The organism is Bacillus silvicola (assembly GCF_050524305.1).
GTDB classification, from domain to species: Bacteria; Bacillota; Bacilli; order Bacillales; family Bacillaceae_G; genus Bacillus_A; species Bacillus_A cereus_AT.
Genome location: NZ_JBNGVC010000012.1, coordinates 1,233,980 through 1,252,619, shown reverse-complemented (window position 1 = coordinate 1,252,619; position 18,640 = coordinate 1,233,980). Strand labels below are relative to the sequence as shown.

Genomic DNA, 18,640 nt, shown 5'->3' with positions numbered 1-18,640 from the left:
CGTTTATGCGGCTTCTTTTTTTCTGTATAATTACTTTTTAGACATCTTAGCCTCTCTCATTTACAATGATGAGAGAGCTTTTTAGTGATTGATCTAGAGTTAGGAGACTATTAATGTCCGAAAATATTCGAAAAGATATTCAAGGTAAAATACAAAATGGTAATTTTAATTGTGAAAAGGAATTGACGCTTTCTATTATTAGTGGGAAGTGGAAAGTTGTGATATTGTGGCACTTAGGTGTGGAAGGGTCACATCGTTTTAGTGAATTGCAACGACTATTCCCGAGCATTTCTCATAAAGTTTTGTCGAACCAATTAAAAGAGTTAATGGAGGATGGGATTGTTGATCGAACAGTATATCCAGAAATTCCTCCGCGTGTTGAGTATTATATGACGGAACTAGGCATGTCGCTTTTACCAATCGTTGAAATGATGTATGATTGGGGAAAAATGCGAATGGAACAAATCCGTAATACGTTAGAGAAGTAGAGAACCCTCCGGAGTGCGGAGGTTTTCTTTTTAGAAAGGTAGGAGTTATATTTGGTACAAGCTGCATATATTCATATTCCATTTTGTCAGCATATTTGTCACTATTGTGATTTTAATAAAGTGTTTATTGAACGCCAGCCGGTAGATCAATATTTAGAGTATTTAGAGAAAGAAATAATAAACACGGTTCAAAAAGTACCGTTTGATAGTATGAAAACGATTTTTGTTGGTGGAGGAACGCCGACAGCATTAAATATGGAACAGACAAAAAAACTACTCGATATCATTAATCGTCGTTTGCGTCCGTTTGCTCCGAATTGTGAATTAACGTTTGAAGCGAATCCAGGTGACTTACCGAAAGAGAAGTTGAACTTATTACTAGAAGGTGGAGTAAACCGAATTAGTTTTGGTGTGCAAACGTTTCGTGATGAGCTACTTGAGAAGATTGGACGTAAACATACGAGGGAAGATGCGTTTGTAGCAATTCGAGAAGCGCAGGACGTTGGCTTTACAAATATTAATGTAGATATAATTTATGCTTTGCCAGGACAGACGATAGAAGATGTAAAAGAAACATTAGATATTGCCTTCACGCTTGGTGTACAACATTTCTCAGCGTATTCATTAATTGTGGAACCGAAGACTGTATTTTATAACTTAATGAATAAAGGGAAGTTGAGACTTCCGGGTGAAGACCATGAAGCGAAAATGTATGAAATGGTAATGGATGAAATGGAGAAACATGGTTATAGCCAGTATGAAATTAGCAACTTCTCAAAAGGTGATAATGAAAGTAGACATAATCTCACATACTGGAATAATGAAGAGTATTATGGATTTGGAGCTGGAGCGCATAGTTATGTAAATGGGGAACGTATCCAAAATGTAGGGCCGCTCAAGCAATATTTCACGAAAATTGATGAAACAGGATTTCCGTATTTAGATGTTCACGCAGTGACGGAGAAAGAAAGAATGGAAGAAGAGTTGTTCTTAGGGCTTCGAAAAACAAAAGGTGTGTCTAAAATAGCGTTCCAAAAGAAATTCAATATGGAGATGGATCAAGTTTTCGCGAAGCAGTTACAAAGCAATCAAGAACAAGGATTGCTTGAAGAGAGAGATGGATATGTGCGTTTAACACGAAAAGGAAAATTATTGGGGAATGAAGTGTTCCAATCATTTTTGATTGACTAATTAAATGTTCCATAAACGTGAAAAAGTTTCATTATTTCGTGACGTTTCCGTTGACAATTGAATGTCAATTTTGGTAAGTTATTAATAGATTTAGCACTCGAAGACAAAGAGTGCTAACAGAGGTGATGATGAGATGCTTACGGAACGTCAGCTCTTAATTTTACAAACAATTATTGATGACTTTATTGGATCAGCGCAGCCCGTTGGGTCTAGAACGTTGGCTAAAAAAGAGGAAATTACATTTAGTTCAGCTACTATTCGAAATGAAATGGCTGATTTAGAAGAATTAGGTTTTATTGAAAAAACGCATAGTTCTTCTGGACGTGTTCCTTCTGAGAAAGGATACCGATTTTATGTAGACCATCTTTTAGCACCACAAAACTTACCGAACGATGAGATTGTACAAATTAAAGATTTATTTGCTGAAAGAATTTTTGAAGCAGAAAAAGTTGCACAGCAATCTGCTCAAATTTTATCAGAGCTTACGAACTATACGGCTATTGTTCTTGGGCCTAAGTTAAGTACAAATAAACTTAAAAACGTACAAATCGTACCGCTTGATCGTCAAACAGCAGTCGCTATTATTGTAACGGATACAGGGCATGTACAAAGTAAAACGATTACCGTTCCGGAATCTGTTGATTTATCAGATTTAGAAAAAATGGTTAATATTTTAAATGAAAAGCTATCGGGTGTACCTATGTCGGAACTTCATAATAAGATCTTTAAAGAGATTGTTACGGTCTTGCGTGGGTATGTTCATAATTACGATAGTGCAATAAAAATGTTAGATGGTACATTTCAAGTTCCTTTATCGGAAAAGATATACTTTGGAGGAAAAGCAAATATGCTTTCGCAACCAGAGTTCCATGACATTCAAAAAGTAAGGTCCTTGCTGACGATGATTGATAACGAAGCTGAGTTTTATGATATTTTGCGTCATAAACAAGTTGGTATTCAAGTGAAAATTGGCAGGGAAAATTCTTCAATAGCTATGGAAGATTGTAGTTTAATTTCTGCAACGTATTCAATTGGAGAAGAGCAACTAGGAACAATTGCGATTTTAGGTCCGACGAGAATGCAATATTCTCGTGTAATTAGTTTGTTGCAGTTATTTACAAGACAATTTACAGACGGACTTAAAAAATAAATGAGAGTAATACATTCGCTCAAGTGATGAAACTTTCATTGCTGTGTGTAATATATAATGCTTAGGTAACCATGCTATACATGATACCTAATACCTTTTAAGGAGGTGAAAATTGTGGAAGAGCGTAACGAACAAGTGGTAGAAGAAGTGAAAGAAGCGCAAGTTGAAGAAGCTGTCACGCCAGAAAACAGTGAAAAAACTGTAGAAGAAAAAAGTGAGGCTGCTCTTTTACAAGAAAAAGTAGATGAGTTACAAGCGAAACTAACGGAAACGGAAGGTCGCACATTACGTCTACAAGCTGATTTTGAAAATCATAAGCGCCGTGTCCAAATGGATAAACAGGCTGCTGAAAAATATAGAGCACAAAGTTTAGTTTCAGATATTTTGCCAGCTCTTGATAATTTTGAAAGAGCGATGCAAGTGGAAGCAACTGATGAGCAAACGAAATCCTTGTTACAAGGTATGGAAATGGTGCATCGTCAATTGTTAGAAGCGTTGACTAAAGAAGGTGTTGAAGTGATTGAATCTGTTGGTAAACAGTTTGATCCTAATGAGCACCAAGCTATTATGCAAGTGGAAGACAGTGAATTTGAATCAAACGCGGTTGTGGAGGAATTCCAAAAAGGTTATAAACTAAAAGACCGTGTGATTCGCCCATCAATGGTAAAAGTAAATCAATAATATACATAAAAGTAGGAGGAATCGCCATGAGTAAAATTATCGGTATTGACTTAGGTACAACAAACTCTTGTGTAGCTGTTATGGAAGGTGGAGAACCAAAGGTTATCCCAAATCCAGAAGGAAACCGTACAACACCTTCTGTTGTAGCTTTCAAAAATGAAGAGCGTCAAGTTGGGGAAGTTGCGAAACGTCAAGCAATTACAAACCCAAATACAATTATGTCTGTTAAACGTCATATGGGTACAGACTATAAAGTAGAAGTTGAAGGTAAAGATTATACACCTCAAGAAATTTCTGCAATCATTTTACAAAACTTAAAAGCTTCTGCTGAAGCATACTTAGGTGAAACAGTAACGAAAGCTGTTATTACAGTACCTGCATACTTCAACGATGCAGAGCGCCAAGCAACGAAAGATGCTGGTCGTATCGCTGGTTTAGAAGTTGAGCGTATCATTAACGAGCCGACAGCAGCAGCACTTGCTTACGGTTTAGAAAAACAAGATGAAGAACAAAAAATCTTAGTATATGACTTAGGTGGCGGTACATTTGACGTATCTATCCTTGAGTTAGCAGACGGCACATTCGAAGTTATTTCAACTGCTGGTGACAACCGTCTTGGTGGAGATGACTTTGACCAAGTTATCATCGATCACTTAGTAGCTGAATTTAAAAAAGAAAACAACATTGATTTAAGCCAAGATAAAATGGCACTTCAACGTTTGAAAGATGCAGCTGAAAAAGCGAAAAAAGATCTTTCAGGTGTAACACAAACACAAATTTCATTACCATTCATTAGTGCTGGAGCTGCTGGTCCATTACACTTAGAATTAACGTTAACAAGAGCGAAATTCGAAGAGCTTTCAGCAGGTCTTGTTGAAAGAACGTTAGAGCCAACTCGTCGTGCATTAAAAGACGCTGGTTTTGCTCCAAGCGAATTAGATAAAGTTATCCTTGTTGGTGGATCTACTCGTATCCCAGCTGTACAAGAAGCTATTAAACGTGAAACTGGTAAAGAGCCGTACAAAGGCGTAAACCCTGATGAAGTTGTAGCATTAGGTGCTGCAGTTCAAGGTGGCGTACTTACTGGTGATGTAGAAGGCGTACTATTATTAGACGTAACTCCACTTTCTTTAGGTATCGAAACTATGGGTGGTGTGTTCACGAAATTAATCGAACGTAACACTACAATTCCAACAAGTAAATCACAAGTATTCTCAACAGCTGCTGATAACCAACCAGCGGTAGACATTCACGTGCTACAAGGTGAGCGTCCAATGTCAGCTGATAACAAAACACTAGGTCGTTTCCAATTAACAGACCTTCCGCCAGCACCACGTGGTATCCCACAAATCGAAGTAACATTCGATATCGATGCGAACGGTATTGTTAACGTACGTGCGAAAGACTTAGGAACAAGCAAAGAGCAAGCTATTACAATCCAATCTTCTTCAGGTCTTTCTGATGATGAAGTAAATCGTATGGTACAAGAAGCAGAAGCAAATGCTGATGCTGACCAAAAACGTAAGGAAGAAGTTGAACTTCGTAACGAAGCTGACCAACTTGTATTCCAAACAGATAAAGTTGTAAAAGATTTAGAAGGTAAAGTCGATGCAGCTGAAGTAGCAAAAGCAACAGAAGCGAAAGAAGCATTACAAGCGGCAATCGAGAAAAACGAACTTGATGAAATCCGTGCGAAAAAAGATGCTCTTCAAGAAATCGTACAACAATTAACTGTTAAATTATATGAGCAAGCTCAAGCGGCTGCAGGGCAAGCAGAAGGTGCACAAGGAGCACAAGACGCTGGCGCGAAAAAAGACAATGTAGTTGACGCTGAGTTTGAAGAAGTAAAAGAAGACAAGTAATATAAATAAGTAAGATGACAAAAAGTCAAAGTCAAGCGTGCCTTGGCTTTGGCTTTTTTCACGAATAAGAAAAAAGTGGTTATTTGTGTTAAGGCATTCTTGAGAAGATCTTAAGTTTTAGGCTTTGCATATTGTAAGTGAGGAAACATTGTTGCAAAGCACTTTCTTTCGGTGTTAAAATTACGTTTATGTGAAAGATTCGGGGGTTACAAATTTATGAATAAACGAGACTATTATGAGGTCCTTGGACTTAGCAAGGGCGCTTCAAAAGATGAAATTAAAAAAGCGTATCGTCGTTTGGCTAAAAAATACCATCCAGACGTAAGTAAAGAAGAAAATGCAATTGAAAAGTTTAAAGAAGTACAAGAAGCATACGAAGTATTAAGTGATGATCAAAAGCGTGCGCAGTACGATCAGTTTGGTCATGCTGGTGCAAATCAAGGTTTTGGCGGCGGGGGAGACTTCGGCGGTGGCTTCGGTTTTGAAGATATTTTTAGTTCGTTCTTTGGCGGTGGCGGCAGACGTCGTGATCCAAATGCTCCGCGCCAAGGTGCTGACTTACAATATCAAGTCACTTTAGATTTTGAAGAAGCTATTTTTGGTAAAGAGTTAAACGTTGAAATTCCAGTAGAAGATCCATGTGATACTTGTAAAGGTAGCGGAGCGAAACCAGGAACTTCAAAAGAAACATGTAAACATTGTTCAGGATCAGGTCAAGTAAGTGTAGAACAAAATACACCGTTTGGTCGTATTGTAAACCGTCAAGCTTGTGGTCATTGTTCAGGAACTGGTCAAATGATTAAAGAAAAATGTACGACATGTCACGGTTCAGGTAAAGTACGTAAACGTAAAAAAATTAACGTTAAAATTCCAGCGGGTATCGATAATGGCCAACAAATTCGCGTCTCTGGTAAAGGTGAGGCAGGTGTGAATGGTGGACCAGCAGGTGATTTATATGTAGTTGTTCATGTGAGAAATCATGAATTCTTCGAACGTGATGGTGATCATATTATTTGTGAAATGCCATTGACATTCGCACAAGTAGCGCTTGGTGCTGAAGTAGAAGTGCCTACAGTTCACGGAAAAGTGAAGTTGAAAATTCCGGCAGGAACACAAACAGGAACGGAATTCCGTTTAAAAGGAAAAGGTGCTCCGAACGTACGTGGATATGGTCAAGGAGATCAATACGTAGTAGTTCGCGTTGTTGTACCGACGAAATTAACTTCGCATCAAAAAGAATTATTGCGTGAGTTCGCTGGTCAAGAAAATCAAGATGATAGCTTATTCGGAAAGCTTAAACGTGCTTTCAAAGGGGAATAATGGAAATAAAAAATGGAGTTGGTAAATTGTGAAATGGTCAGAAATTAGTATTCATACAACAGAAGAAGCAGTAGAAGCTGTCTCTCATATTTTGCATGAAGCAGGCGCTAGCGGGGTTGCAATTGAGGACCCGGCGGAGTTAACGAAAGAGCGTGAGCAACAATACGGTGAGATTTATGCACTTAACCCTGATGAATACCCAAGTGAAGGTGTTTTAGTGAAAGCATATTTTCCACAAACGGATTCTTTACACGAAACGGTTGCGGGTGTAAAATCATCTATTGATGCACTACCATCTTTCGACATCGAAATTGGTACCGGTAATATTACAATTAATGAAGTCGATGAGGAAGATTGGGCTACTGCTTGGAAGAAGTATTATCATCCAGTTCAAATTTCTGATACATTCACAATTGTGCCGACGTGGGAAGAATATACACCATCTTCTCCGGATGAAAAAATCATTGAATTAGACCCGGGTATGGCGTTTGGTACAGGAACTCATCCAACAACAACGATGTGTATTCGTGCTTTAGAAAAAACAGTTCAATCAGGTGATACTGTCATTGATGTAGGAACAGGTTCTGGTGTACTTAGTATTGCAGCGGCAAAATTAGGTGCGTCTTCTGTTCAAGCATATGATTTAGATCCAGTTGCAGTGGAAAGTGCAGAAATGAATGTACGTTTAAATAAAACAGATGATATCGTGTCTGTTGGACAAAATAGTCTTTTAGAAGGTATTGAAGGACCTGTTGATTTAATCGTAGCGAATTTATTAGCAGAAATTATTCTTCTGTTCCCTGAAGATGCAGCAAGAGTTGTAAAATCAGGTGGATTATTCATTACATCTGGTATTATTGCTGCGAAAGAAAAAGTAATTTCTGAGGCGTTAGAAAAAGCTGGATTTACAATTGAAGAAGTGTTACGAATGGATGATTGGGTAGCAATTATTGCACGAAATGCGTAATATAGATTTTAGTTTATAATGAAAAGGGGGAGTCTCTCACTATAAGGTGAGGGACTTGCCGTTTGTTATATGAAAAATGATAACGTTTCGTTCTTTTCGTAAGTGTTGACTTACGAAAGGAACGAAACTCTACTAAGGTGATTATATGCAACGTTATTTTGTAGAAGAGAAATATGTAAATGAGACAAGTATTCGTATTGTAGGTGATGACGTACATCATATCGTGAGAGTGATGCGTATGTCAGCTGGTGATCATATTTATTGCTGTGTAAACGGAAAAACAGCGGTATGTTCAATTGATGAAATTACCAGTGAATTTGTTGAGACAGCTATTGTAGAATGGGTAGAGGCATCGAGTGAACTTCCTGTGTTCGTGACGATTGCAAGTGGACTGCCAAAAGGAGACAAGCTAGAGTTAATTTTCCAAAAAGGAACTGAGCTTGGGGCAGCCGCATTTTTACCATTTCAAGCATCTCGCTCTATCGTAAAATGGGATGCGAAAAAAGCTGATAAAAAAGTTGAGCGTTTAAGAAAAATTGTGAAAGAAGCTGCGGAACAATCGCATAGAAGTGAAGTTCCAGAAGTATATGCTCCAGCATCGTTTAAGCAATTGCTTTCAATGAGTGGTGAATATGATGTTTGTCTTGTTGCGTACGAAGAGGAAGCGAAACAAGGCGAGAAATCTAATTTTGCGAAAGCTTTAACGACAATGAAACCAGGTCAAAAGCTATTGATTGTATTTGGCCCAGAAGGTGGCTTAGCTGAGGAAGAGATTACAGCGCTTCGAGAACATAAATTTGTACCATGTAGTTTAGGACCAAGGATTTTAAGAACGGAAACGGCACCGCTTTATGCGTTAAGTGCTGCTTCTTATCATTTTGAATTGATGGGGTGATGATCAATGTCAACTGTTGCGTTCCACACGTTAGGTTGTAAAGTAAACCACTATGAAACAGAAGCGATTTGGCAATTGTTTAAACAAGGTGGTTATGAAAGAACTGAATATGAAAAGAAATCTGATGTATATGTTATTAACACATGTACAGTAACAAATACTGGAGATAAAAAAAGCCGTCAAGTTATTAGACGTGCTGTACGTCAAAATCCAGATGCAGTAATATGTGTAACTGGATGTTATGCACAAACATCTCCAGCTGAAATTATGGCGATTCCAGGTGTAGATATTGTAGTTGGTACACAGGATCGTGAAAAGATGTTAGGATACATTGAAGAATTCCGTAAAGAGCGTCAACCAATTAATGCTGTCCGTAACATTATGAAAACACGTGTGTACGAAGAACTTGATGTGCCGTATTTCACGGATCGTACACGCGCTTCATTAAAAATACAAGAAGGTTGCAATAACTTCTGTACGTTCTGTATCATTCCTTGGGCGCGTGGTTTAATGCGTTCTCGTGATGGAAAAGAAGTTATTAAACAAGCGCAGCAATTAGTAGACGCAGGCTATAAAGAAATCGTATTAACTGGTATTCATACAGGTGGATACGGTGAAGATATTAAAGATTATAACTTAGCTGGATTACTTCGTGATATGGAAGCAGAAGTAGATGGATTAAAACGTCTTCGTATTTCTTCTATTGAAGCGAGTCAAATTTCAGATGAAGTAATTGAAGTGTTAGATAAATCTGAAGTAGTTGTACGCCACTTGCATATTCCATTGCAATCAGGATCTAATACTGTATTAAAACGTATGCGTCGTAAGTATACGATGGAATTTTTCCAAGAGCGTTTAGATCGTTTGAAAGAAGCTTTACCGGGTCTTGCGATTACGTCAGACGTAATCGTTGGTTTCCCAGGTGAAACAGAAGAAGAATTTATGGAAACATACAATTTCATTAAAGAGAATCGCTTCTCTGAGTTACACGTATTCCCTTACTCAAAACGTACAGGAACACCTGCAGCGCGTATGGAAGATCAAGTTCCTGAAGATGTGAAGAACGATCGTGTTCACCGTTTAATTGAACTATCTAATCAATTAGCGAAAGAGTATGCTTCACAGTTCGAAGGCGAAGTGCTTGAAATTATCCCGGAAGAGCAATTTAAAGATGGCGACCGTGAAGGGTTATATGTAGGTTATACAGATAACTATTTGAAAATTGTATTTGAAGGGTCAGAAGAATTAATTGGTAAGCTAGTGAAAGTGAAAATTACGAAAGCTGGTTATCCATATAACGAAGCGCAATTTGTTCGTGTTCTTGAAGATGATGTGAAAAAAGAATCAGCAAGCGCATAATAAAAAGCATGCAACCGAAAATGGTTTGCATGCTTTTTTCTTTCGAGGAGAAGTTAAGTATTGAAATGGATGCAATGGAGTGCCATAAAATAAGTGGTTATTTAGCAAATTTTGTATGAAAAAATTTGCGTGATAAAAATATATTTGTTTTGAGGTGGAAGCGATAATGGCTGTTTACATAGATTTTTGAAAAAGGAAGAGCATCTAGTCTTCTTTTATTCTGTCAAATAGTTGACCTGAAGTGATAAAATGTATTATAATCGTAAAAGACATGCTGAAGAAGTGTTTCTTTTTGCATGCTGAAGTTAGTATGTAAGTGTGATGTTTCGGAGGGAGGGAAAGAGAATGTCAAAAACAGTCGTTCGTAAAAACGAGTCTTTGGAGGATGCACTTCGCCGTTTTAAAAGATCGGTTTCTAAAACTGGTACACTTGCTGAAGCAAGAAAGCGCGAGTTTTATGAAAAGCCAAGTGTAAAACGTAAGAAGAAATCTGAAGCGGCAAGAAAGCGTAAGTTCTAAGAGAGGGTGTAAGTGATGAGTCTTCTCGGTCGTTTAAACGATGATATGAAACAAGCGATGAAGAATAAACAAAAAGAAAAATTAACCGTTATTCGTATGGTTAAGGCTGCTTTACAAAATGAAGGTATTAAACTGCAGCATACTCTTACTGAAGAAGAGGAATTAACAGTTTTAGCTCGTGAAGTAAAACAGTATAAGGACTCCCTCCTTGAATTTAAAAAAGCTGGTCGTGAAGACCTTGTTGATAAACTGCAAAGTGAAATTCAGATTTTAAGCGCATATTTGCCGGAGCAATTAACAGAAGAAGAACTAGCGGATATAATTAAGCAAGTTATTTCTGAAGTTGGTGCTACATCTAAAGCAGATATGGGTAAAGTGATGACTGCTGTTATGCCGAAAGTAAAAGGTAAAACAGACGGATCGCTTGTGAATAAGCTGGTTATACAGCTATTAGCATAAAAAAGCGTCTCATTTCGTATGAGACGTTTTTTTATGCTTTTTTCAGTTTGGACGTGATATTACAAGCTCTTTTTTCATACATATGGGATGAGAGGGGGTCTTTTGAGATGAAAAAATTAGAACAAATGAAGAATTGGTTAACGAAGCAAATAGACCTGCCAGTGGATGTGCTAATGGATCTACCTCGGATTACGCTTGTTGGGCAAGTGCATATCTATATAGAAAATCATCGAGGTTTATTAGTGTTTTCAGATAAAGAAGTAAGGTTGTTATTAAAACAAGGTCAACTATTAATTAAGGGGCAATCCTTTGTTATTAAAACAATCCTCCCGGAAGAACTTTTGCTTGAAGGGATTATCGAACAAGTGATGTTTTTAGAAAATGAAAAGAAAGAGGAGTGAGGGAAACTTCCGTTTGTGAAGTTTTTCTTCTTTATTTTAGTGATCTGACCTTAATATTCACTTTATCCCGCAGTTACTGCCCGTAAAAGCTCGAGGGGTGTGCGTTAATAATCAGTGGGTATGGACAAAACCTCCACTTATTAAACTTTCATCCTATGCATATGCCCGATTAGTGAGGAGAAAAACCTCACCGATTAAAGCTTCGATTAGTACGAGCTATTTGATGCTTAAAGTGAAAAGTGTTGTATCTACTTTTAGAAAGGTAGTGAAGGTAGTCGATGAAAAATAAATGGTTTATAAAATGGCTTGGGTATGTAAAAGTGCGAATTGAAGGTAGAGGAGCAGAACGCTTCGTTAACGAATGTGTACGTAGGAATTTATTAGTTTGGGATGTAAAGAAGATAGCGGATGAAACGTTAGTTTTTTGCATGTTATTACGAGATGTGAAAAAGATAAAACCAATTTATAGAAAGAATGAATGTAAATTATATTTTATTGGACGTTACGGTTTTCCATTTTGGAATAAGCGTTTAATTAAAAATAGTGGATTTTTAATTGGGTTTTTAATATTTTTTTTCGGAATGATTACATTATCAAATATGGTTTGGAAAATTGAAATTACAGGAGCAAAACCTGAAACGGAATATATATTGATGAAAGAATTGGACAAAATGGGTATTAAAAAAGGGAAATTACAGTTTCAAATGCCTAGTGTAGAAAATGTTCAGCGGCATTTAACGGACAATATTAATGCAATTACTTGGGCAGGATTGGAAATAAGAGGGACAACATATCATTTTAAAATTGTTGAAAAAAACGAGCCGAAAAAAGAAAAGGAACAAAGGCCGCAAAATTTAATTGCGAAAAAAGAAGCAACTATTACGAAAACGTTTGTGGAGGTAGGAAAACCGGTCGTTATGAAAAATGACCATGTAGAAAAGGGACAGCTTCTCGTATCGGGGATGTATGGTAATGAGGAGAATCCGACGGTTGTTTCGGCTAAAGGTATTGTATACGGGGAAACTTGGTACAAATCTGAGGTTGATGTTCCGTTAAAGACACAATTTCAAGTGTATACTGGTAATTCTTATAATGAATATTTTCTTGAATTTGGTAGTGTTAAAATAAAAATATGGGGATTTCAACATGATAAGTATAAGCGCTCTCGTACTGAAAGTGTAAAACATGATGTGAAATTATTTGGCTTCACATTACCGATTGCGTACGAAAAAGATATTGTACGAGAAGAAGAAGAAGCAAACCGAGAATATACTGAAAAACAAGCGATGAAAGTGGCAAAAGAGATGGCAGAAAAAGAACTAAAGAAAAAATTGGATGAACATGCTATGATTGTAAGTGATAAGATTTTGAGTAAAGAGATTGAGGCGGATCACTTAAAGGTCACGTTACATTACACAGTGATTGAAAATATTGCAGAGCCGCAACCAATATCTGAATCCGATATTCAAGGAGACTGAGTGATGGCAGAACAATTAGTAGAAATGAACCAACAATTGGAAAATCCTAACGAGGCAATCGCTCTATTTGGGGTAAATGATGCTCATTTAAAAGTAATTGAACGAGAACTTAGTGTATCGATTATAACTAGAGGAGAGTCTGTTCGTGTATCTGGGGCAGATGAAGCTGTAGTGCTCGTAGAAAAAATCTTACAACAGCTACTTGTTGTTATCCGTAAAGGTGTATCAATTTCGGAAAGAGATGTTGCGTACGCAATTCAGCTTGGAAAACAAGGGAAAATTGCTCAATTCGAAGAGTTATATGAAGAGGAAATTTTTAAAACAGCAAAAGGTAAATCCATTCGTGTGAAAACGATGGGACAAAGAAGATATATTCATGCAATGAAAAAGAATGATGTTGTATTTGGGATAGGACCTGCTGGGACAGGGAAGACATACTTAGCTGTAGTAATGGCTGTGAGAGCTTTAAAGCAAGGGTATGTGAAGAAAATTATTTTAACAAGACCTGCTGTAGAGGCTGGAGAGAGTTTAGGCTTTTTACCAGGTGATTTGAAAGAAAAAGTAGATCCGTATTTACGTCCGTTGTATGATGCGTTGCACGATATTCTTGGGCAAGAATACACACAGCGTATGATGGAACGTGGTGTAATTGAAATTGCACCTCTTGCTTATATGAGAGGACGTACTCTTGATGATTCATTTGTTATATTAGATGAGGCACAGAATACAACTGGTGCTCAAATAAAAATGTTTTTAACACGATTAGGTTTTAGTTCTAAAATGGTTATTACGGGAGACCCCTCACAGGTAGATTTGCCAAAAGGGGTAAAATCAGGTCTTTCTATTGCTGCTAATATTTTATCTGGTGTATCAGGTTTTTCGTTCATAACACTGGAACAAACAGACGTTGTGAGACACCCATTAGTGCAACGTATTATTGAGGCATATGATAAAATGGAATGATCCTATTTGTCAGGGTCATTTCTTTTTGTATGATAAGGTTGGCGAATGACATATTTTTTACTATCATTAAAGACGAGGGAAATGAACTATAGGTGATAGTGGATAAAAATGTTGTCCAAAAATTATCGTTGCCTAGAAGAAATGAAAGCTATAAATAGTTTCACTTTATTTCTGGAGAGGAGAAGGTATTGAAATCATGTCAAGATCTCAAGAAATTTTTAAGTGGTTTCGTAATATACAACATTCGAAAAAACTAAGTTGGGTTTCTTACGTATTATTGGGAGCAGTACTGTTTTTTGCACTTATGAATAATGTAAAGCCAGAGCAATTAGATGTTAAAGAGCTCGAAATTGCTAAAAAAACAATTCACTCTCCTATTAAAATTGAAGATAAAGCCGCAACGGCGAAAAAGAAAAACGAAGCCGCTCAAAAGGTTGAGGATAAATATACATATAAAAGCGAATATAAGCAAAATAAAGTGGATATTGTAACTTCCGTCTTTGATGCGGTAAGTGAAGTAGAGGCAGAGGCTAAATCAACTGGCCCAGACGAGTATAAAAAAATTTCTGATGTGGACAAATTGGACAAGTTAAAGAAGAAATTACCAACAGATTTAGCAAAAAGTTTAACCGATCCGATTTTGTTGAAATTTATTAATGCTGATTCAAGTCAATTGTCATTGGCAAAGGATGCGGCTGTAACAGCGGTTAATAAAATTATGAGGGAACACATCAAGATGGATCAAGAAGAAGCTGCAAGAGAACAGTTTGTTACTGAAATGAGTAGCGTAAGTATAAGTAGTGATTTAAAAGACGCGGTGAATACACTAGGGAAGTATGCGGTTACAGCGAACTATTTTTATGATTCAGCTGCGACGAAAGATAGTAAAAAAATAGCGGAAGATTCAGTTGCATCAGTTTTTATCCTTCAAGGGCAAGTTCTTGTGAAAGAAGGCGATACGATTTCACGAGAAGCATATGAGCAGTTGAAGTTAGCAGGATTGTTAGAGAAGGGCAATACCTTCCAACCTTATGTTGGTCTAGCGGTACTCATTTGTGTGTTATTGTACTTTATGCATAAGCAGTTTGAAGTGTTTTTACAGCGGAAAAGAGAAGATAGGCCGTATGTCTTAGCGTATATTACAATTTTGTCTATCACGATTGTTTTAATGAAAATCATTAGTTTGTTTCAAAAGCTTGAATATGCAGGAATCGCGTATGTTGTTCCAGTTGCCATGGGAACAATACTTGTAAAATTAATGATTGGTGATCGATTTGTATTTTTAACGAGTATGATCTTTTCTGTATGCGGAAGTATTATGTTTAATGAAGGTGTAACGAGTACACTGAATTATAGTGTGGGGATTTATGTTTTATTAAGTTCATTATCAGTTAGTATTTTCTTGAGAGAAAAAAATCGTCGTACGATGATTTTACAAGCTGGTATACTCGTTTCTGTATTAAATGTAGTCGTATTAGCGGCTTTGCTATTATTACGTAACGGGAATTTTTCGCCTCTTGAAATTGGGGTGCAATTATTAATGGCTGCTGTTTCGGGTATTATCTCTTCTGTTCTAGCTATGGGGATTTTACCGTATTTAGAAAGTGGTCTTGGGATTGTATCGAGTATGAAGTTGATGGAACTTTCAAGTCCGAATCACCCACTTTTGCGTAAAATTTTATTAGAAGCACCAGGTACATATCATCATAGTGTAATGGTAGCTAATCTCTCAGAAGCTGCTTGTGAAGCAGTTGGAGCAAATGGAGTATTAGCGCGTGTAGGGGCGTATTATCATGATGTAGGGAAAACGGTACAACCACAGTTTTTTATTGAAAACCAAATGGGTATTGAAAACCCGCATGATAGATTAGACCCTGTAACGAGCAAAGATATTATAATTGCTCATGTAACCGATGGGGTGAGAATGTTAGAGGAACACCATATACCTCAAGAAATTATCGATATTGCTGGACAGCATCATGGTACAACGTTACTTAAATATTTTTACTATAAGGCGATTAAAGAAGATAAAGAGAAATATACGGAGGGAATGTTCCGCTATCCAGGATCAAAAGCAACTTCTAAAGAGTCAGCAATCGTTGGTATTGCTGATAGTGTAGAAGCGGCGGTACGTTCGATGAACCATCCAACGCCAGATCAGATTAATAATTTAGTGCAAAGTATTATTAGAGATCGTTTGCAAGACGGTCAATTTAGTGAATGTGATTTGACATTTAAGGAACTACAAATCGTTGGAAAAACGTTATGTGAAACGTTAAATGGTATTTTCCATTCCCGTATTACATATCCGGAACCGCCGGAAGAAAAGGAGAAAGAATGAGTTTATTAATTGATTTTATTGATGAAACAGAAGAAGTGAAAGACGAATATATAAGTTTGATTCGAGGTTTAGTAGAGAAAGCGGCCCAAATGGAGAACATAGAAGAAGGCGCAGAATTATCGGTTACATTTGTAGATAATGAACGTATTCGTGAAATAAACCGTGATTACCGAGATAAGGATCAGCCTACGGACGTTATTTCTTTTGCTATGGAAGAAATGGGAGAAGGCGAAATGGAAATTATCGGTGCGGAGATGCCACGTATGTTAGGGGATCTTATTATTTCTATTCCAAGAGCGAAAGAGCAAGCTGAGGAATATGGACACTCTTTTGATCGTGAACTTGGGTTTTTAGCGTTACATGGCTTTTTACATTTGCTTGGTTATGATCACATGACAGAAGAAGATGAAAAAGAAATGTTTGGAAGACAAAAAGAAATTTTAGAGGCATTTGGATTAGGGCGATGAAAAAAGGAAAACTTATAAATAGTTTTGGATATGCTATAGCTGGTATATACTTTTGTCTTCGTCATGAACGAAATATGAAAATTCATTATTTAGCCGCAGTCATTGTCATATGCTGCGGCTTTTATTTCCATATTACAAAAATAGAATGGATTGTATTACTTATTGTGATTGGAATTGTAATGAGTTTGGAGATGGTGAATACGGCTATTGAAAAAACAGTAGATTTAGCAACCACCGATATTCATCCGTTTGCGAAAAACGCAAAGGATGTTGCAGCGGGATCAGTTTTATTATTTACGATTATAGCTGTTGTAATTGGTGCTATTATCTTCTTACCGTATATGGTATAGTTGCATTCCAAAGTTTTTATTAAGCTTTGGGAGCGCCGTGAGGGCCTTTAATAGAAGAATGTATCTATTCACAGCTGTGAACGGAAAGGATGCGGGAATATGAATAGCAAACAATTAATTCAAGAAGCAATCGAAGCGCGTAAACAAGCGTACGTACCATATTCTAAATTTCAAGTAGGTGCAGCTTTACTAACTCAGGATGGAAAAATATATCGTGGATGTAATGTTGAAAATGCATCATATGGTTTATGTAACTGTGCAGAAAGAACAGCTTTATTTAAGGCGATTTCTGAAGGAGATAAAGGGTTTATAGCTATTGCAGTTGTAGCGGATACAAAGCGTCCGGTACCTCCTTGTGGAGCATGTCGACAAGTTATGGTAGAATTATGTAAACAGGATACGAAAGTATACCTGTCAAATTTACATGGTGACGTTCAAGAGACTACAGTTGGAGAATTGTTACCAGGAGCATTTTTAGCGGAGGATTTACATGAATAGAAAAGGTTATAAATCAGGTTTTGTCTCTATTATTGGCAGACCGAATGTTGGAAAATCTACATTTTTAAATCGTATTATCGGCCAAAAAATTGCCATTATGAGTGACAAGCCACAAACAACTCGTAATAAAATTCAAGGCGTATATACAGAAAATGATTCACAAGTAATTTTCATTGATACACCAGGAATACATAAACCTAAACATAAACTAGGCGACTTCATGGTGAAGATGGCTCAAACGACATTAAAAGAAGTTGATATTGTTCTGTTTATGGTCAATGCAGTTGAAGGATTTGGTCGTGGTGAGGAATTCATTATTGAGAAATTAAAAGAAACGAAACAACCAGTATTTTTAGTAATTAATAAAATTGACCAACTTCATCCAGAGCAATTATTAGAGTTAATTGATCAATACCGTAAACTATATGAGTTTGCAGAGATTGTACCAATTTCTGCATTAGACGGTAATAATGTGGACGCTTTAATTGGAACAATTAAAAAGTATTTACCAGAAGGACCGCAATACTACCCAGATAATCAAGTAACGGATCATCCAGAGCGATTTATTATTTCAGAGCTTATTCGTGAAAAAGTATTACATTTAACACGTGAAGAAGTGCCGCACTCTGTAGCGGTTGTTATTGATGCGATTCAAAAACGTGAGGGCGGAGCGGTTTATATAAACGCAACGATTGTTGTTGAACGTGCATCACAAAAAGGAATTATTATAGGTAAGCAAGGGAAGATGTTAAAAGAAGTCGGTAAGCGAGCTCGTTTTGACATTGAAGCACTACTTGGTTCTAAAGTATTTTTAGAAGTATGGGTAAAAGTGCAAAAAGATTGGCGTAATAAGATGTCGCAGCTCCGTGACCTTGGTTTCCGTGAAGACGAGTATTAATATGGAGTAAAGTTGTAATCAGTGGATGGTTCATTCATCCACTGATTATTGGTTTTTATGAACCTTGATAAATTAGGAAAAATTTTTCTCACATGAAAATGAACAAAATGGGTCAATTTAATAACAACAAAGGAAATTGGTTTATAGGCTACGCTTATTGAGAAAGGTGGATTCTTATGCTAGATTTTACCTGGAAGTTTTTCTCCAAAACAGGAAGCATTGAAACGTATTTGCTTTTGAAAGAAATGGAAAAAGACGTAAACGATGAGATGGATCAACATGAAGAGGAGTTAGCGCATCTAGACTCTCCAATTTCTTGACCCGTTTTGTTCAAACCTTGGATGGTGACGAAC

Annotated in this window: 20 protein-coding genes; all 20 read left to right on the top strand. The window is 37.0% G+C overall.

Annotated features, from left to right (window positions below; translation table 11 throughout):
• The first annotated feature begins 113 nt into the window (after positions 1-113).
• The gene (locus ACP6L7_RS18455) at positions 114-488 is read left to right on the top strand and encodes a winged helix-turn-helix transcriptional regulator (protein WP_097830648.1); all 375 of its coding nucleotides are present in this window, start codon (positions 114-116) and stop codon (positions 486-488) included.
• Between the two features lie 51 nt (positions 489-539).
• Positions 540-1,679 (top strand): radical SAM family heme chaperone HemW, encoded by a 1,140-nt coding sequence (gene hemW / locus ACP6L7_RS18450; protein WP_097830649.1) that lies wholly within the window; start codon positions 540-542, stop codon positions 1,677-1,679.
• A gap of 133 nt (positions 1,680-1,812) precedes the next feature.
• The gene (gene hrcA / locus ACP6L7_RS18445) at positions 1,813-2,829 is read left to right on the top strand and encodes a heat-inducible transcriptional repressor HrcA (protein ID WP_097830650.1); all 1,017 of its coding nucleotides are present in this window, start codon (positions 1,813-1,815) and stop codon (positions 2,827-2,829) included.
• Between the two features lie 114 nt (positions 2,830-2,943).
• Positions 2,944-3,510, top strand: a complete 567-nt coding sequence (grpE, locus tag ACP6L7_RS18440; protein ID WP_002122597.1) for a nucleotide exchange factor GrpE — start codon at positions 2,944-2,946, stop codon at positions 3,508-3,510.
• A 26-nt stretch (positions 3,511-3,536) separates the two neighbouring features.
• Complete coding sequence (dnaK, locus tag ACP6L7_RS18435; protein ID WP_002173509.1) at positions 3,537-5,372, top strand: chaperone protein DnaK; 1,836 nt, start codon at positions 3,537-3,539, stop codon at positions 5,370-5,372.
• A 216-nt stretch (positions 5,373-5,588) separates the two neighbouring features.
• Positions 5,589-6,692 (top strand): molecular chaperone DnaJ, encoded by a 1,104-nt coding sequence (gene dnaJ, locus ACP6L7_RS18430; protein ID WP_097830651.1) that lies wholly within the window; start codon positions 5,589-5,591, stop codon positions 6,690-6,692.
• A 28-nt stretch (positions 6,693-6,720) separates the two neighbouring features.
• Entirely contained in the window at positions 6,721-7,659 is a 939-nt protein-coding gene (gene prmA, locus ACP6L7_RS18425) for a 50S ribosomal protein L11 methyltransferase (protein WP_097830652.1), read from the top strand.
• Positions 7,660-7,804: 145 nt separating this feature from the next.
• Positions 7,805-8,554: a 16S rRNA (uracil(1498)-N(3))-methyltransferase gene (locus ACP6L7_RS18420; protein ID WP_097830653.1), complete on the top strand. Its 750-nt coding sequence runs from the start codon at positions 7,805-7,807 to the stop codon at positions 8,552-8,554.
• Positions 8,555-8,560: 6 nt separating this feature from the next.
• Complete coding sequence (gene mtaB / locus ACP6L7_RS18415; protein WP_097830654.1) at positions 8,561-9,913, top strand: tRNA (N(6)-L-threonylcarbamoyladenosine(37)-C(2))-methylthiotransferase MtaB; 1,353 nt, start codon at positions 8,561-8,563, stop codon at positions 9,911-9,913.
• Positions 9,914-10,258: 345 nt separating this feature from the next.
• Positions 10,259-10,432 (top strand): 30S ribosomal protein S21, encoded by a 174-nt coding sequence (rpsU, locus tag ACP6L7_RS18410; RefSeq protein WP_000048061.1) that lies wholly within the window; start codon positions 10,259-10,261, stop codon positions 10,430-10,432.
• A 15-nt stretch (positions 10,433-10,447) separates the two neighbouring features.
• Positions 10,448-10,891: a GatB/YqeY domain-containing protein gene (locus ACP6L7_RS18405; RefSeq protein ID WP_000054578.1), complete on the top strand. Its 444-nt coding sequence runs from the start codon at positions 10,448-10,450 to the stop codon at positions 10,889-10,891.
• Between the two features lie 107 nt (positions 10,892-10,998).
• Positions 10,999-11,292, top strand: a complete 294-nt coding sequence (gene yqfC, locus ACP6L7_RS18400; protein ID WP_000732268.1) for a sporulation protein YqfC — start codon at positions 10,999-11,001, stop codon at positions 11,290-11,292.
• A gap of 278 nt (positions 11,293-11,570) precedes the next feature.
• A complete protein-coding gene (gene yqfD / locus ACP6L7_RS18395; RefSeq protein WP_097830655.1) occupies positions 11,571-12,770 on the top strand; it encodes a sporulation protein YqfD in 1,200 nt (399 codons plus the stop codon).
• 3 nt (positions 12,771-12,773) lie between these two features.
• Complete coding sequence (locus tag ACP6L7_RS18390; RefSeq protein WP_430529353.1) at positions 12,774-13,733, top strand: PhoH family protein; 960 nt, start codon at positions 12,774-12,776, stop codon at positions 13,731-13,733.
• 196 nt (positions 13,734-13,929) lie between these two features.
• Positions 13,930-16,074 (top strand): HD family phosphohydrolase, encoded by a 2,145-nt coding sequence (locus tag ACP6L7_RS18385; protein WP_097830656.1) that lies wholly within the window; start codon positions 13,930-13,932, stop codon positions 16,072-16,074.
• A complete protein-coding gene (ybeY, locus tag ACP6L7_RS18380) occupies positions 16,071-16,541 on the top strand; it encodes an rRNA maturation RNase YbeY (RefSeq protein ID WP_000054678.1) in 471 nt (156 codons plus the stop codon). Before ACP6L7_RS18385 ends, ybeY begins: the two co-directional genes overlap by 4 nt.
• The gene (locus tag ACP6L7_RS18375; protein ID WP_000715486.1) at positions 16,538-16,891 is read left to right on the top strand and encodes a diacylglycerol kinase family protein; all 354 of its coding nucleotides are present in this window, start codon (positions 16,538-16,540) and stop codon (positions 16,889-16,891) included. The genes ybeY and ACP6L7_RS18375 overlap by 4 nt, the downstream gene beginning before the upstream one ends.
• A 99-nt stretch (positions 16,892-16,990) precedes the next feature.
• Positions 16,991-17,389, top strand: a complete 399-nt coding sequence (locus ACP6L7_RS18370) for a cytidine deaminase (RefSeq protein WP_097830657.1) — start codon at positions 16,991-16,993, stop codon at positions 17,387-17,389.
• Positions 17,382-18,287: a GTPase Era gene (gene era / locus ACP6L7_RS18365; RefSeq protein ID WP_001080239.1), complete on the top strand. Its 906-nt coding sequence runs from the start codon at positions 17,382-17,384 to the stop codon at positions 18,285-18,287. Before ACP6L7_RS18370 ends, era begins: the two co-directional genes overlap by 8 nt.
• 176 nt (positions 18,288-18,463) lie before the next feature.
• On the top strand, positions 18,464-18,607 hold the full coding sequence (locus tag ACP6L7_RS18360) for a YqzL family protein (protein ID WP_000883924.1): 144 nt from the start codon (positions 18,464-18,466) through the stop codon (positions 18,605-18,607).
• The last annotated feature ends 33 nt before the right edge of the window (positions 18,608-18,640 follow it).

Bases quoted from the DNA above. Each gene is read 5' to 3' on its own strand.
- dnaK (WP_002173509.1), top strand. From the start codon at position 3,537: ATGAGTAAAATTATCGGTATTGACTTAGGTACAACAAACTCTTGTGTA.
- ACP6L7_RS18385 (WP_097830656.1), top strand. From the start codon at position 13,930: ATGTCAAGATCTCAAGAAATTTTTAAGTGGTTTCGTAATATACAACAT.
- ybeY (WP_000054678.1), top strand. From the start codon at position 16,071: ATGAGTTTATTAATTGATTTTATTGATGAAACAGAAGAAGTGAAAGAC.
- ACP6L7_RS18390 (WP_430529353.1), top strand. From the start codon at position 12,774: ATGGCAGAACAATTAGTAGAAATGAACCAACAATTGGAAAATCCTAAC.
- mtaB (WP_097830654.1), top strand. From the start codon at position 8,561: ATGTCAACTGTTGCGTTCCACACGTTAGGTTGTAAAGTAAACCACTAT.
- ACP6L7_RS18405 (WP_000054578.1), top strand. From the start codon at position 10,448: ATGAGTCTTCTCGGTCGTTTAAACGATGATATGAAACAAGCGATGAAG.
- yqfD (WP_097830655.1), top strand. From the start codon at position 11,571: ATGAAAAATAAATGGTTTATAAAATGGCTTGGGTATGTAAAAGTGCGA.
- era (WP_001080239.1), top strand. From the start codon at position 17,382: ATGAATAGAAAAGGTTATAAATCAGGTTTTGTCTCTATTATTGGCAGA.
- ACP6L7_RS18455 (WP_097830648.1), top strand. From the start codon at position 114: ATGTCCGAAAATATTCGAAAAGATATTCAAGGTAAAATACAAAATGGT.
- ACP6L7_RS18375 (WP_000715486.1), top strand. From the start codon at position 16,538: ATGAAAAAAGGAAAACTTATAAATAGTTTTGGATATGCTATAGCTGGT.
- ACP6L7_RS18370 (WP_097830657.1), top strand. From the start codon at position 16,991: ATGAATAGCAAACAATTAATTCAAGAAGCAATCGAAGCGCGTAAACAA.
- hrcA (WP_097830650.1), top strand. From the start codon at position 1,813: ATGCTTACGGAACGTCAGCTCTTAATTTTACAAACAATTATTGATGAC.
- rpsU (WP_000048061.1), top strand. From the start codon at position 10,259: ATGTCAAAAACAGTCGTTCGTAAAAACGAGTCTTTGGAGGATGCACTT.
- ACP6L7_RS18360 (WP_000883924.1), top strand. From the start codon at position 18,464: ATGCTAGATTTTACCTGGAAGTTTTTCTCCAAAACAGGAAGCATTGAA.
- ACP6L7_RS18420 (WP_097830653.1), top strand. From the start codon at position 7,805: ATGCAACGTTATTTTGTAGAAGAGAAATATGTAAATGAGACAAGTATT.
- yqfC (WP_000732268.1), top strand. From the start codon at position 10,999: ATGAAAAAATTAGAACAAATGAAGAATTGGTTAACGAAGCAAATAGAC.
- dnaJ (WP_097830651.1), top strand. From the start codon at position 5,589: ATGAATAAACGAGACTATTATGAGGTCCTTGGACTTAGCAAGGGCGCT.